The 13,722-nt window shown below is 72.8% G+C and carries 13 protein-coding genes; 5 read left to right on the plus strand and 8 right to left on the minus strand.

Features of this window, described 5'->3' with window-relative positions:
• The first annotated feature begins 30 nt into the window (after positions 1-30).
• Positions 31-1,728, plus strand: coding sequence for a GAF domain-containing protein (locus ACIGW2_RS12805; protein WP_391655962.1), 1,698 nt, complete (start codon positions 31-33; stop codon positions 1,726-1,728).
• 77 nt (positions 1,729-1,805) lie between these two features.
• Here the strand turns inward: ACIGW2_RS12805 and ACIGW2_RS12810 are convergent, their stop codons facing one another.
• The 7 genes from ACIGW2_RS12810 to ACIGW2_RS12840 all read right to left on the minus strand — a co-directional run bounded on the left by ACIGW2_RS12810 (position 1,806) and on the right by ACIGW2_RS12840 (position 8,616).
• Complete coding sequence (locus ACIGW2_RS12810) at positions 1,806-2,666, minus strand: Cof-type HAD-IIB family hydrolase (RefSeq protein ID WP_356062301.1); 861 nt, start codon at positions 2,664-2,666, stop codon at positions 1,806-1,808.
• Between the two features lie 119 nt (positions 2,667-2,785).
• On the minus strand, positions 2,786-3,685 hold the full coding sequence (locus tag ACIGW2_RS12815; RefSeq protein WP_391655930.1) for an LLM class flavin-dependent oxidoreductase: 900 nt from the start codon (positions 3,683-3,685) through the stop codon (positions 2,786-2,788).
• Between the two features lie 77 nt (positions 3,686-3,762).
• Positions 3,763-4,224 carry a hypothetical protein gene (locus ACIGW2_RS12820; protein WP_391655929.1) on the minus strand — a complete coding sequence of 154 codons (462 nt, stop codon included), beginning with the start codon at positions 4,222-4,224 and terminating at the stop codon, positions 3,763-3,765.
• 81 nt (positions 4,225-4,305) lie between these two features.
• Positions 4,306-4,848: an RNA 2'-phosphotransferase gene (locus ACIGW2_RS12825; RefSeq protein ID WP_391655961.1), complete on the minus strand. Its 543-nt coding sequence runs from the start codon at positions 4,846-4,848 to the stop codon at positions 4,306-4,308.
• A gap of 110 nt (positions 4,849-4,958) precedes the next feature.
• The gene (locus ACIGW2_RS12830) at positions 4,959-5,900 is read right to left on the minus strand and encodes a MerR family transcriptional regulator (protein ID WP_399843278.1); all 942 of its coding nucleotides are present in this window, start codon (positions 5,898-5,900) and stop codon (positions 4,959-4,961) included.
• Positions 5,901-5,965: 65 nt separating this feature from the next.
• Complete coding sequence (locus ACIGW2_RS12835) at positions 5,966-7,747, minus strand: SDR family oxidoreductase (protein WP_391655960.1); 1,782 nt, start codon at positions 7,745-7,747, stop codon at positions 5,966-5,968.
• Between the two features lie 8 nt (positions 7,748-7,755).
• Entirely contained in the window at positions 7,756-8,616 is an 861-nt protein-coding gene (locus ACIGW2_RS12840) for a M24 family metallopeptidase (protein WP_391655927.1), read from the minus strand.
• A 227-nt stretch (positions 8,617-8,843) separates the two neighbouring features.
• Here ACIGW2_RS12840 and ACIGW2_RS12845 point away from each other — a divergent pair, with 227 nt between their 5' ends.
• Genes ACIGW2_RS12845 through ACIGW2_RS12860 form a run of 4 tightly spaced genes read left to right on the plus strand, consistent with a single transcriptional unit; the run spans position 8,844 to position 12,363 of the window.
• Complete coding sequence (locus tag ACIGW2_RS12845) at positions 8,844-9,803, plus strand: ABC transporter ATP-binding protein (RefSeq protein WP_391655959.1); 960 nt, start codon at positions 8,844-8,846, stop codon at positions 9,801-9,803.
• Complete coding sequence (locus tag ACIGW2_RS12850) at positions 9,800-10,714, plus strand: ABC transporter permease (RefSeq protein ID WP_361578769.1); 915 nt, start codon at positions 9,800-9,802, stop codon at positions 10,712-10,714. The genes ACIGW2_RS12845 and ACIGW2_RS12850 overlap by 4 nt, the downstream gene beginning before the upstream one ends.
• Positions 10,714-11,628 carry an ABC transporter ATP-binding protein gene (locus ACIGW2_RS12855; protein WP_391655926.1) on the plus strand — a complete coding sequence of 305 codons (915 nt, stop codon included), beginning with the start codon at positions 10,714-10,716 and terminating at the stop codon, positions 11,626-11,628. The genes ACIGW2_RS12850 and ACIGW2_RS12855 overlap by 1 nt, the downstream gene beginning before the upstream one ends.
• Before the next feature lie 15 nt (positions 11,629-11,643).
• The gene (locus tag ACIGW2_RS12860) at positions 11,644-12,363 is read left to right on the plus strand and encodes an ABC transporter permease (protein ID WP_391655925.1); all 720 of its coding nucleotides are present in this window, start codon (positions 11,644-11,646) and stop codon (positions 12,361-12,363) included.
• A gap of 106 nt (positions 12,364-12,469) precedes the next feature.
• On the opposite strand, the gene ACIGW2_RS12865 is transcribed toward ACIGW2_RS12860, so the two are convergent.
• Positions 12,470-13,648, minus strand: coding sequence for a CynX/NimT family MFS transporter (locus ACIGW2_RS12865; RefSeq protein WP_399843535.1), 1,179 nt, complete (start codon positions 13,646-13,648; stop codon positions 12,470-12,472).
• Between the last annotated feature and the right edge of the window lie 74 nt (positions 13,649-13,722).

A 13,722-nucleotide genomic window follows, 5' to 3' on the forward strand; every position in this document is an offset into this window, starting at 1 on the left:
GCCCCGGATCCGCTCGCCTCCCCCGGAGCGATCGTCTCCCCGGACCCGCTCGAAGCCGCGACCCAGGCGACGCGCAGCCTGCACGGCCTGTCCACCGAGCTCACGGCGCGCGTGCCGCAGCTCCTGGAGGCGATGCGCTCGGTCGGCACCGGCCTGGAGCTGCACTCCACGCTCGACCGGATCTGCGAGACCGCCGCCGAGCTCGCCGACGCCCGCTACGCCGCCATCGGCGTGGTCGACGAGGAGGGCGAGGGGCTCTCCGACTTCGTCACGTACGGGGTCGGGGCGGACGTCGCCCGCCGCATCGGGCGGCGCCCGGACGGGCACGCGGGGCTGCTCGGCGCGCTGATCCGGGACCCGCAGACCATCCGGCTCGCCGATCTCGCGACGGACCCGCGCGCGGCCGGCTTCCCGGCCGGGCACCCGCCGATGAAGACCTTCCTCGGCGTCCCCATCCGGGTCCAGGGCGAGATCTTCGGCAACCTCTACCTCGCCGAGAAGCGCGGCGGCGGCGAGTTCAACGACTACGACGTGCACATGGTCCGGGTGCTCGCGACCGAGGCGGGCATCGCCATCGGCAACGCCCGGCTCTACGAGGCCGCCCGGCAGCGCGAGCGGTGGATCGACGGCTCGGTCGCCGTCACCACCGCGCTGCTCTCCGGCGGCGACGCGGACGACGCGCTCACGGTGGTCGCCGAGCAGGCCCGCCGGCTCGCCGACGCGGCCGCGGGCATCGTCCTGCTGCCGGCCGAGGAGGGCGGTCTGGAGATCGTGGCGGTCTGCTCGGACCACGCGAGCCAGGCCCTCGGCATGGTGGTGCCGCCGGAGAGCGCGGTGGTGGAACTGCTCATGGACGGCGAGGCGGTGTTCCTCGACGACGCCTCCACGGATCCGCGCATGGTCAGCAGTCTGGCCGCGCGGTACGGGCCGGCGATGCTGCTGCCGCTGCAGAGCGGCGGGCGGGTGCTCGGCGCCCTCGCCACCCCGCGGGCGCGCGGCGACCGCCCGTTCACGGAGGCCGAGCGGACCCTGGCCACCCAGTTCGCCTCGCAGGCGGCGCTCGCCCTGATGATGGCCGAGGCGCAGCGGGACCGGGAGCGGCTCGCGGTGTTCGAGGACCGCGACCGGATCGCCCGTGACCTGCACGACCTGGTCATCCAGCGGCTGTTCGCCACCGGGATGATGCTGGAGAGCGCCCAGCGGAAGTCGATCGTGCCCGCCGTGCGGGACGGCGTCGGCAAGGCCGTGGACGAGCTCGACGTGACGATCCAGGAGATCCGCACGGCGATCTTCGCGCTCCAGCAGGGTCCGACGGAGGCGCCGTCCGGGCTGCGCACCCGGGTGCTGCGGGAGATCAACATGGCGGCGGTGCCGCTGGGCTTCAAGCCCGCGCACCGCTTCCTCGGCGCGATCGACGCGACGGTCGGCGACCTCACCGGCAAGAACCTGATCGCGGCGCTGCGCGAGGCGCTGTCCAACGCCTTCCGGCACGCCGGGGCCGGGCGGATCGAGGTGGTCGTGGACGCCACGGCGACCCTGCCCGACGGTGCCCCCGGGGTGCGCCTGTCGGTGGCCGACGACGGCGTCGGCATCCCCGAGGGCGGCCGTCGCAGCGGCCTGCGCAACCTCGCCCGGCGGGCCGAGTCGCTGGGCGGCGCGAGCTGGTGCGAGCCGGGCATCGGCGAGGACGGCGGCGGTACGACGGTGGTCTGGGAGGCCCCGCTGTAGCGGACCCCGCTCCGGCGGCGGCCCGGACCGCGGGCGCGGCGCTTTTCAGGGGCGGGGTGCCGGCGAGGGGCGCGGTGCTACCGGGCCCGTACGGCCTCGGCGATCAGTTCCTCGATGATCACGGCGACGCCGTCCTCGTTGTTGCCGGTGGTGCGCCCGGTGGCGGCGGCGATCACGTCGGGGTGGGCGTTGCCCATGGCGTAGGAGCGGCCGGCCCAGGAGAGCATCTCGATGTCGTTCGGCATGTCGCCGAAGGCGGCGACCTCCGTGGGCGCGATGCCGCGCTCGGCGCAGCAGTGCGCGAGGGTGGAGGCCTTGGACACGCCGAGGCCGCTGATCTCGATGAGCGCGGTGGGGCTGGAGCGGGTGAAGGAGGCCAGGTGGCCGGCGGCCGCGCGGGCCGTGGCGAGGAAGGCGTCGGGGTCCAGCTCGGGGTGCTGGGCGAGCAGCTTGAGGACCGGGGCGGCGGCGCCCGGGGCCTCCTCGAAGAGGAGCTTCTCGGCGGTGGCGACGGTGGCGCCCGGGTCGAGGAAGAACGGCGGGTACTTCGGCTCGTAGTGGATGCCGGTGGTCAGCTCCACGGCGAAGCTGGTGCCGGGGGCGGCGGCGCGCAGGGCCCGGACGACCTCCAGGGCGACGGGGCGCTCCAGGGGACGCACCTCCAGAAACGTTCCTCCAGAGTGGAGGTCGACCACGGCGGCGCCGTTCGCGCAGATGGCGAGGCCGTGGCCGTGGACGTGGTCGCTGACGACGTCCATCCAGCGGGCCGGGCGGCCCGTGACGAAGAAGACCTCGATGCCCGCCCGCTCGGCGGCGGCGAGTGCGGCGATCGTGCGCTCGGAGACGGACTTGTCGTCCCGCAGGAGGGTGCCGTCGAGATCGGTGGCGATCAGCCGGACGGCCGGGGCTTCGGGGCGCGCGGAGTGGGTTGAGGTCACCGCACCATTCTTCCGCACAAAGTGCACGGGCGTGCGAGGGGGCGCACATGTGAGTAGCCGATATGTCACTCCGTGACGCGATCGGCTCCTCGTGCGCCCCCTGGTGCGACGGAGGGGGCTCAGTTGCCGAGCTGGGCGAGCGCCTCGGTGGCGATGCGCTCGAAGACCGCCGGGTCGGTGGCGAAGACGGAGTCCGCGATCGGCCAGTGGACGACGAGCTCGGTGAAGCCGAGTTCGCGGTGGCGGCCGGCGAAGTCGACGAAGGCGTCGACGGAGCTCAGCACGGTGTTCTGCTCGGGGGTGAAGCCGGTGAGCAGGATCTTGTCGAGCTCGGCGACGTCCCGGCCGGTCTCGGCGCAGGCCTTGCCGAGCTTCTCGATCTGGCCGCCGAGGGCGGCGAGCGACTGCTCCGGGGTCCCCTCCTCGTACAGCTTCGGGTCGCCGGTGGTGACCCAGGCCTGGCCGTGGCGGGCGGCCAGGCGCAGGCCGCGCGGTCCGGTCGCGGCGACCGCGAAGGGCAGCCGGGGCCGCTGGACGCAGCCGGGGATGTTCCGGGACTCGACCGCGGTGTAGAAGGTGCCCTCGTGGGTCACCGTCTCCTCGGTGAGCAGCCGGTCGAGCAGCGGCACGAACTCGCCGAAGCGGTCGGCCCGCTCCTTCGGCGTCCATGCCTCCTGGCCGAGCGCGGTGGCGTCGAAGCCGTTGCCGCCGGCGCCGATGCCGAGGGTGACGCGGCCGCCGGAGACGTCGTCGAGCGACATGAGCTCCTTGGCGAGGGTGACCGGGTGCCGGAAGTTCGGCGAGGTCACCAGGGTGCCCAGGCGCATCCGCTCGGTGGCGCCGGCGGCGGCGGTCAGGGTGGGCAGCGCGCCGAACCAGGTGCGGTCGCGGAACGAGCGCCAGGTGAGGTGGTCGTAGGTGTAGCCGGTGTGGAAGCCCAGCTCCTCGGCCCGCTGCCAGGCGGCGCGGCCGCCCTCGTGCCAGCGGAAGACGGGAAGGATCACGGTGCTCAGACGCATACCCGCGACCCTAAGCCCTCGGTGCGCGGCCTGCCGAGAGTTCTCGGGGCGGGCCCGCGGCGGCCGTGACCGGTGCCTCAGCGGACCTGGGCGGAGAGCCAGGGGGTGAGGCCGCCGCGCAGGATGAGCTCGCGGTGGTTCTCGTCGCCGGGGAGCGGGACGACCAGCCACCAGCCGGGCGGGAAGAACCGTCCCTTCACATGGGCGAGGCCGCCGTGGCAGGAGCGGAGGAAGGCGGGGACGGCGTCGCGGGGGACGTCGTCGAAGACGACGCCCTCGACGGTGATCTGCGCGTCGTCCTCGGGGTAGAGGCGGACGGTGATCGAGGGGGAGCCGCCGAGTTCCACGAAGGCCTCGTGGGGGAGGGAGCCGTCCGGGTCGAGGACGGCGAAGGCGCCGGCGGAGCTGCGGCGGGAGGTCTGGTCGGCCCCGATGTCGTCGGTGACCGTCATCTCCAGGTGGAACTCCTCTGCGACGGCGCGGATGGCTCCGACGGCCGATTCGGTCGTGGGCAGGTGTGGATGCCGGTGTCGTCCCATGGGCACGATCCTGCCTCACCGGGGGCCGGGGCGGAGGGGGTGCGCGTACGGGGTCGGGTACGGGTACGGGGCCGGGGGGGCTCAGCCGGGGAAGCGCAGGAAGCGCGGGGGGACCGCGTCGGTGAGCCAGACGCCGTTGGCGCTGACGTGGAAGACGTGGCCGGCCCGGTGCATGGCGCCCGCGTCGACGCTCAGCACGACGGGGCGGCCGCGGCGGGCGCCGACCCGGGTGGCGGTCTCGCGGTCGGGCGAGAGGTGCACGTGGTGGCGGGCCATGGGGCGCAGGCCCTCGGTCCGGATGGCGGGGAGCCGGTCGGCGACCGTACCGTGGTAGAGGTACGCGGGCGGCTCGGCGGGCGGCAGGTCGAGGTCGACCGGGACGGTGTGGCCCTGGCTGGCCCGGATCCGGGTGCCGTCGATCGCGAAGCGCTTCTTGTCGTTGGCGGCGACGACGTGGTCCAGCTCGGCGCGGGTGATCGGGAAGCCGTGCGCGGCGGCGGCCGCCAGGAGCGCGTCGATCTCGGTCCAGCCGTGCGGGTCGAGGACCAGCCCGATGCGCTCGGGCTGATGGCGCAGATGCTTCGAGAGGTACTTCGACACCTTCACGGTGCGTTTCTCGTCAATCATGAATCCATTGAAGCCGTAGGTTTGTTCCACAGCCAAGTGCATTTATCCACAGGCAAGTTGGCGATTCTGTGGACAAGCGCCCTGGGAAACCACCCCACTTGACCGATTTAGCTGTTATTTACGGCATTTGAGGTCAGTGTGTCCAATGTTCTTTTCTGCACCTCTCGTTCGGTCGCCGCGGTGACGAAGGCGGCCACGCGCTCCGCGCCAACGAGCTTTTCCACGGCGCGAATCGTCTCCGCCGGCAGGGTCACCGCGCGCGGCTCGGTACCCTCCGGCGGCGGGTTCTCCCAGGACAGGTGGTGCTGGAGGTGACGGGTGGCGAACAGGCGCATGGCCCGGGCCAGTTCGGCGTCCACCGTCTGCTGGGCCAGCGGCCGCAGCCGCCGCACCAGCTCGGCCGCCTCGGCCGCTTCGGCGTCCGTCGGCGGCCGGTGCTCCAGATAGCGGGCGAAGACGTGCTCGCTGGTGAACTCCAGGAAACGGGCGGCGATGTGCTCGACCTGACCGCGAAGTTCCCTCAGGTGCCCGGTGATTGCCGACAGCGGGACGCCCGCCGCGTACAACTCGGCGGCCACCGAAAGCTCCTGGGGGCTGGGCACCAGGTACTCCTCGGTGTCCCGGCCCGGCACCCGCTCCAGGACGCCGAGCTCGATCGCCTCGCGGACCGCGTCCTCGTCCGGCCTGCCGCCGAAGCGGGCGTCCAGCTCGGCGCGGGAGATCCGGTCGGCCCGCTCGTCCGTCCACGGGCCGTCGACCTCGGCCACCAGACCCAGCACGCCCCCGAGCCCGCGCCCCGCGTCCCAGGCCTCCAGGAGCTCCTTGATGGAGGCCAGGGTGTAGCCGCGGTCGAGCAGGTCGGCGATCTGCCGCAGCCGGGCCAGATGGCTGTCCCCGTACACGTTCGACCGGCCCCGCCGCTCCGGGCGGGGCAGCAGACCCCGGTCCTGGTAGGCGCGGATCGTCCGCACGGTGGCCCCGCTGTGGTGGGCCAGATCCTCGATCCGGTACTCCGGCCCCGCCGCCCGCTCGGACACGTCCGCTCCCATCGCCCGCTCCCTTCACCCGTCGAGGGATCGTACGACTGCCCCGCCCGGCCCCGACCCGCCCGGCCCTACGCCGGCGGCCGCACCCGGGCCAGGGCCCGCAGTGCGCCCGGCGCGAACCGGGACAGCAGATGGGCACCACGGGCCTCCGGGGTGACCGGGACGACGGCCTCGTCGCGCAGCACCGCCCGCAGGATCGCGTCGGCGACCTTCTCCGGCGGGTAGTTGCGCATCCCGTAGAGCCGCGAGACCTTCTGCTGCCGGCGCTTCTCCTCGGCCTCGTCGGTCACCCCGGCGAACCGCGCGGTGCTGGTGATGTTGGTGTTCACGATGCCCGGGCAGATCGCCGAGACGCCGATGCCCTGCTCCGCCAGCTCGGCCCGCAGGCACTCGCTCAGCATCAGCACCGCCGCCTTCGACGTGCTGTAGGCCGGGAGCGCGCGGGAGGGCTGGAAGGCCGCCGCCGAGGCCGTGTTGACGATGTGGCCGCCCTGGCCGCGCTCCGCCATCTGCCCGCCGAAGATCCGGCAGCCGTGGATCACGCCCCACAGATTGACGTCGAGGACCCGCTGCCACTCCTCGCTGGTGGTCTCGAAGAAGGAGCCGGTGAGCCCGATCCCCGCGTTGTTGACCAGGACGTCCACCACGCCGTACTCGCTCGCCACCTTCGCGGCCAGCTTCTCCATCGCCTGCTCGTCGGAGACGTCGACCGTCTCGCCCCAGGCCTCCGGAGCCCCGATCAGCCGGGACATCTCCGCCGTGCGGGCCGCGCCCTCGGCGTCCCGGTCCACCGCGACCACCCGGGCGCCGGCCTCGGCGAAGGCGAAGGCGGTGGCCCGGCCGATGCCGCTGGCCGCGCCGGTCACCAGGACCAGCTGCCCGCCGAAGCGCTCCGCGTACTCCGGGCGGACGTCGGCGCCGGCCGCGGCCTTCGGGGCCTTCGTCGCCGGGTCCTCATGGGCCTCGACGAACTCGGTTATCCACGCCGCCAGTTGGTCGGGGCGGGTGCGGGGCACCCAGTGCTTGGCCGGCAGGGTGCGCCGGGTCAGGTCCGGCACCCAGCCGGACAGGTCGTCGTAGAGGCGCTCGGAGAGGAAGGCGTCGCCGGTCGGCGTGATCAGCTGCACCGGGGCGTGCGCGAAGGCGTCCGCGCGCGGCCGGGTCAGCCGGGAGCGCACGTTGTCCCGGTACAGCCAGGCGCCGTGGGCCGCGTCCGAGGGCAGCGACGGCGTTGGGTAGTCGCCGGCCGGGACCCGCTCGACCCGCTCCAGGATGCGCGGCCAGCGCTTGCCGAGCGGCCCGCGCCAGGCGAGCTCGGGCAGCACGGGCGTGTGCAGCAGGTACACGTACCAGGACTTGGCGCCCTGGCCGAGGAGCTGGCCGACCCGGCGCGGGGTGGGCCGGGTCATCCGGCGCTTGATCCAGTGCCCGAAGTGGTCGAGCGAAGGGCCGGACATCGAGGTGAAGGAGGCGATCCGGCCCTCGGTGCGCGGCACCGTCACGAACTCCCAGGACTGCACCGAGCCCCAGTCGTGGCCCACCAGGTGGACCGGGCGGTCCGGGCTCACCGCGTCGGCGACCGCCAGGAAGTCGTCGGTCAGCTTCTCCAGCGTGAAGCCGCCGCGCAGCGGGGTCGGCGCCGTCGACCGGCCGTGGCCCCGCACGTCGTAGAGGACCACGTGGAAGCGGGCCGCGAGTCGCGTGGCGACCTCCGACCAGACCTCCTTGGAGTCCGGATAGCCGTGCACGAGCAGCACCGTGGGACGGTCCGGGTCCCCCAGCTCGGCCACGCACAGCTCGATCCCGCCGGTGCGCACCCAGCGCTCGCGCGCCCCCTCGAATCCCGCGATCCCCGCGCTCACGCGGCCACCCCTTCCTCGTTCCAGCGCCGCACGTGCGGCAGGTCGTCGTCCAGCCAGAAGGCGCTCTCCTCGGGGTCCCTGGAGTCGGTGACGACCAGGATCTCCTCGAACTTGGCGCCCGTGCCGCGGAATCCGAGATGCGGCTCGACCGCCCACAGGCCCGGCATGGGCGGGTGGTCGGAGAACTTGTACGGCGACCAGAGCGGCGACCAGCCGTCGCGGTGGCCGTGCAGGGCGTCGCTCGCCAGGCCCTTGAGGGACTGGGCGCCGAAGCCGAACAGGGTGGGCGCCCAGCGGCGCTCCTTCACCCGGTCGATCTTGTGGGCGATGACGCCGAAGGGATAGGCCCGGTGCCGGTTGGCATAGCCCTGGCGGACCATCAGCCGGTCCACGTCCTCGTAGATCTCCCGCAGCGTGCGGCGCTCGCGCACCTCGCGCAGGATCAGCTCGCGGTGCTCCTTCAGATCGGCGAGCAGCTTGTCGTGGACCGGGTTGAGGCCCAGGCAGCCCGAGTAGCCGATGTCGGCGGTGTATCCCCGGTAGACCGGCGCCATGTCCAGGATGAACGGCATCCCGGCCTCCAGGCGCTTGTTCGTGGGGAAGAACTGGAGCGGAATCCTGAAGTCGACGAAGGCCGTGCGGTCGCCGAACCAGGCGAACGGGCGGTGGAACCAGTCCTTCACCCCCCGGTCGTACAGCCACTCGCGCTGCATCCGCGCCGCCTCGCGCTCGGTCACGCCCGGCTTGAGCTGGGCGGCGACGGCCTCGGCGCACGCGTAGCTGAGCCGCTGCACTTCCCTGAATCCCCGCAGTTCCGCGGTGAGCCCGCCGGCCGCTGCCGTTCCTGTTGAGGTCATGCCACCCGCCCGTCCCGTGAGCGCCCGGTCGCCCTACGCGTCCGTAACTTGACATCGATGAATGTGACAATGCTCGGCGGCTGCGTCAAGGGGTGTGCACCGCCCCTGTGGAAAACGAGACCTTCGTCGTCGCGCCCCTACGGGCTTGTACGCCTGGAGTCGGACATGGATCGAGCCGTTGGTCTGACGACTCGCGTGACCCACGCCACTACCGTCGAAGCGTGATTGTGATCGCCACCGAAAGCCTCAGCAAGCGGTTCCCCCGGGTGACCGCTCTCGACCGGCTCTCCCTGGACATCGGGCCCGGTGTGACCGGACTGGTGGGTGCCAACGGAGCCGGCAAGTCCACGATGATCAAGATCCTGCTCGGTCTGTCCCCGGCCACCGAGGGCCGCGCCGCGGTCCTCGGACTCGACGTGGCCACCGAGGGCGCGCGGATCCGCGAGCGGGTCGGCTACATGCCGGAGCACGACTGCCTGCCGCCCGACGTCTCGGCCACCGAGTTCGTCGTGCACATGGCCCGCATGTCCGGCCTGCCGCCGGCCGCCGCCCGCGAGCGCACCGCGGACACCCTGCGCCACGTCGGCCTGTACGAGGAGCGCTACCGCCCGATGGGCGGCTACTCGACCGGCATGAAGCAGCGGGTGAAGCTGGCCCAGGCCCTGGTCCACGACCCGCAGCTGGTGCTGCTCGACGAGCCGACCAACGGCCTCGACCCGGTCGGCCGGGACGACATGCTCGGCCTCATCCGCCGGGTCTGGACCGACTTCGGCATCTCCGTGCTCGTCACCTCGCACCTGCTCGGCGAGCTGGAGCGCACGTGCGACCACGTCGTCGTCATCGACGGCGGCCGGCTGCTCCGCTCCAGCTCCACCAGCGACTTCACCCGCACCACCACGACCCTGGCGGTCGAGGTCACCGACTCCGACGCCCACCCGGACGGCACGGAGGCGCTGCGCGCGGCCCTCACCGCCGCCGGCGTCACCCTGCACCCCGGCGTCGAGGACGGTCTGCCGGGCGCCGGGCACATCCTGCTGCTGGAAGCCGCCGGCGAGGAGACGTACGACCTGGTCCGCGACACCGTCGCCGGCCTCGGCCTCGGCCTGGTGCGGATGGAGCAGCGCCGCCACCACATCGCCGAGGTCTTCAAGCCGCAGCAGCAGCAGGAGGAGGTGCCGGCACGATGAGCCCGCAGACCCCCGGGCCCGTCCAGGCCCCCGACACCAGCCGCATCCACAACATCGGCTACCGCAGCTACGACGGACCGCGGCTCGGCCGTGCCTCCGCCCGCCGCGCCCTGTTCTCGCAGTCGTTGCGCGGCGCCTACGGCCTCGGCCGCAGCGCCAAGTCCAAGGTGCTGCCGATGCTGCTGTTCGCCGTGATGTGCGTGCCCGCGCTGATCATCGTCGCGGTCGCCGTCGTCACCAAGTCCTCGAAGCTGTCGATCGAGTACACGCAGTACGCGATCTTCCTCCAGATGGTCATCGGGATCTTCGTGGCCGCCCAGGCCCCGCAGTCCGTCTCCCGCGACCTGCGCTTCCGGACCGTGCCGCTGTACTTCGCCCGCCCGATCGAGCGCGTGGACTACGTCCTCGCCAAGTACGGGGCGATGGCCTCGGCGCTCTTCCTCCTCACCGCATCCCCGCTGCTGATCCTGTGGATCGGCTCGCTCCTCGCCAAGATGGACTTCGCGGACCAGACGCAGATGTTCGGCCAGGGCCTGGTGTCCGTGGCGCTGCTCTCGCTGCTCTTCGGCGGCATCGGCCTGGTCATGGCGGCCCTCACCCCGCGGCGCGGCTTCGGCGTGGCCGCCGTGATCGCCGCCCTGGTGATCACCTATGGGGCGGTCTCCACCCTCCAGGGCATCGCCTACGGCACCGACAACGTCGGCGCGGTCAAGTGGATCGGCCTGTTCTCGCCGATCACCCTCATCGGCGGTGTGCAGGCGGCCTTCCTCGGGGCGCCCACCCCCTTCCCGGGCGGGGAGGCCGCGGCGCCCGGCACCGCGGTCGGCGCCGTCTATCTGCTGGTCGTCCTCGCGCTGATCGCCGGTTCGTACGGCGTGCTGATGCGCCGCTACCGAAAGGTCGGGCTGTAATGGCGGTCCTCACCATCGACCACGCCTCGCGCTGGTTCGGGAACGTCGTGGCGGTCAACGACGTCACCATGACCATCGGCCCCGGGGTCACCGGCCTGCTCGGCCCCAACGGCGCCGGCAAGTCCACCCTGATCAACATGATGGGCGGCTTCCTCGCCCCCTCCACCGGCACCGTCACCCTCGACGGCGAGGCGATCTGGCGCAACGAGTCGGTGTACCGGAAGGTCGGCGTCGTGCCCGAGCGGGAGGCGATGTACGACTTCCTCACCGGCCGCGAATTCGTCGTCGCCAACGCCGAGTTGCAGGGCCTGGGCGACGCCGAGGCCCAACGGGCCCTGGCCACGGTGGAGATGGAGTACGCGCAGGACCGCAAGATCGCCACGTACAGCAAGGGCATGCGGCAGCGCGTGAAGATGGCCTCCGCCCTCGTGCACGAGCCGTCCGTGCTGCTCCTGGACGAGCCGTTCAACGGCATGGATCCGCGCCAGCGCATGCAACTCATGGACCTGCTGCGGCGGATGGGCGCCGAGGGCCGCACCGTGCTGTTCTCCTCGCACATCCTGGAGGAGGTCGAGCAGCTCGCCTCGCACATCGAGGTGATCGTCGCCGGACGCCACGCGGCCTCCGGGGACTTCCGGCGGATCCGCCGTCTGATGACCGACCGGCCGCACCGCTATCTGGTGCGCTCCAGCGACGACCGGGAGCTCGCCGCCGCGCTGATCGCCGACCCGTCCACGGCCGGCATCGAGGTCGAGCACGGCCCCGAGGGCGGACTGCGCATCCAGGCCGTGGACTTCGGCCGGTTCACCGAACTGCTGCCGAAGGTCGCCCGGGAGCGCGGCATCCGGCTGCTGACGGTCTCGCCCTCGGACGAGTCCCTCGAATCCGTCTTCTCCTACCTCGTAGCGGCCTGAAAGGAGCCCCGACCGATGTACAACCCCACCGTCGCCCGGCTCACCTACCGGGCCCTGCTCGGCCGCAGGCGGGCGCTGATCCTCTTCGCGCTGCCCGCCCTCCTGATCCTGATCGCCGCCGCGATCCGCGCCTTCAACGGCGCCGACGACCAGGTCGCGGCCGATGTCCTCGGCGGCTTCGCGCTCGCCACCATGGTGCCGCTGATCGGCGTCATCGCCGGCACCGGGGCGATCGGCCCGGAGATCGACGACGGCTCGATCGTCTACCTCCTGGCCAAGCCGGTGAAGCGGCCCACGATCATCTTCACCAAGCTGATCGTGGCCGTCGCCGTCACCATGGTCTTCTCCGCCGTGCCCACCCTGATCGCCGGCTTCGTCCTCAACGGCAACGGGCAGCAGGTCGCCGTCGCCTACACCGTGGCGGCCCTGGTGGCCTCCATCGCCTACAGCGCGCTCTTCCTGCTGCTCGGCACGGTCAGCCGGCACGCCGTGGTGATCGGCCTCGTCTACGCCCTGGTGTGGGAGGCGCTGTTCGGCTCGCTGATCGAGGGCGCCCGCACCCTCAGCGTCCAGCAGTGGGCGCTGGCCCTCGCCGAGAAGGTCACCGGCGACAGCCTGATCTCCTCCGAGGTGTCCCTGCCCACCGCGATAGCGCTGCTCGTCGCCGTCACCATCGGCGCCACCTGGTTCGCCGGCCACAAGCTGCGCACGCTCACCCTCGCGGGCGAGGAGTAACCGGAAGAGAAGGGACCGGGGAGGAGCAACCCGGGCGGGGGTGAAACCCGGCCGGGGCTCCGGGCCGGAGTCCGGCCCGTGCTCCGGGCCGGAGCCGTACGGGTGCTCAGACCGTACGGTTCCGGGCCGCGAGCAGGCCCACCGCGAGGGCCGCCGCGCAGACGCCGAGGACCGCGATGATCGGCGGCGTCCAGGAGCCGGTGGCCTGGTGGAGGGCGCCCGCCGCCAGCGGTCCGGCCGCGGCGAGCAGATAGCCGACGGTCTGCGCCATGCCGGAGAGCCGGGCGGCGGTCTGGGCGTCGCCGGAGCGCAGCACGATCAGGGTGAGCGCCAGGCCCACCGCCCCGCCCTGGCCCACGCCGAGCACCGCCGACCACAGCCAGGCGCCCTGCACCGGTGCCACCATCAGGCCGGCGTAGCCGGCCGCGACCAACGTCGTCACCAGCACGATCAGCGGACGCTGGCTGCGCATCCGGCCGGCGAGCAGGGGCACGGCGAAGGCGCCGGCGACCTGGATCAGGTTGTTGAAGGCGAAGATCACGCCGGCCGTCGAGCGGCTCATGCCGTGGTCGGTGAAGATCGTCGGCATCCAGGCGATGAGCACGTACGACCAGAGCGACTGCAGGCCCATGAAGAGGGTCACCTGCCAGGCGAGCGCCGAGCGCCAGACGTTCACCGGGCGGCCTCCGGCGGCCGGGACGGCCCGTACCGGCTGCCCGGCCGCACGTCCCCGGGCCAGCAGCACCTGGGGCAGCCAGGCCACGGCGGCCACGGCCGCGAGCAGCGACCACACGCCGAGCGAGGCCCGCCAGCCGCCGAGGGCGCGCTCCAGGGGCACCGAGGCGGCGGCGACCACGGTGGCGCCCGCGATCATCGCGCCCGTGTAGACGGAGGTCATGGACGCGGCCCGGTCCGGGAAGTCCCGCTTGATCAGGCCCGGCATCAGCACGTTGAGCAGGGCGATGGCGGTGCCGACCAGGACACCGCCGCCGTAGAGCGCGGCGGCCGAGGGCAGCACGCGCACCAGGATGCCGGCGCCGAGCAGCAGCAGCGCCCCGAGCAACACCCGCTCGGCGCCGAACTGCCGCCCCAGCCAGGGCGCCACCAGCGCGCCGAGCCCCAGGAACAGCACCGGCACGGACGTGACCAGGGAGCTGGCCGCCGAGGAGAGCCCGTATGCCTCCGCCAGCTCGCTCACCAGCGGCGAGACGCTCGCCAGGGCGGCCCGCATGTTGAGCGAGGCCAGCACGATGCCGACCAGGAGCAGCACCGGACGTGCGAGCAGCCCCCGCCGCGCGCCGCCCCGACCGGAGACCCGGCCGGAGACCCGTGCCCCCGCTCGTACCCGGGCCTCGTCCC

It is taken from the genome of Streptomyces sp. NPDC053541, assembly GCF_044544705.1.
GTDB lineage: Bacteria > Actinomycetota > Actinomycetes > Streptomycetales > Streptomycetaceae > Streptomyces.

Excerpts from the sequence above, each read along its gene's own strand:
- ACIGW2_RS12840 (WP_391655927.1), bottom strand. The coding sequence starts at position 8,616 with ATGACCTCAACAGGAACGGCAGCGGCCGGCGGGCTCACCGCGGAACTG.
- ACIGW2_RS12820 (WP_391655929.1), bottom strand. The coding sequence starts at position 4,224 with ATGGGACGACACCGGCATCCACACCTGCCCACGACCGAATCGGCCGTC.
- ACIGW2_RS12815 (WP_391655930.1), bottom strand. The coding sequence starts at position 3,685 with ATGCGTCTGAGCACCGTGATCCTTCCCGTCTTCCGCTGGCACGAGGGC.
- ACIGW2_RS12860 (WP_391655925.1), top strand. The coding sequence starts at position 11,644 with ATGTACAACCCCACCGTCGCCCGGCTCACCTACCGGGCCCTGCTCGGC.
- ACIGW2_RS12850 (WP_361578769.1), top strand. The coding sequence starts at position 9,800 with ATGAGCCCGCAGACCCCCGGGCCCGTCCAGGCCCCCGACACCAGCCGC.
- ACIGW2_RS12855 (WP_391655926.1), top strand. The coding sequence starts at position 10,714 with ATGGCGGTCCTCACCATCGACCACGCCTCGCGCTGGTTCGGGAACGTC.
- ACIGW2_RS12830 (WP_399843278.1), bottom strand. The coding sequence starts at position 5,900 with ATGGGAGCGGACGTGTCCGAGCGGGCGGCGGGGCCGGAGTACCGGATC.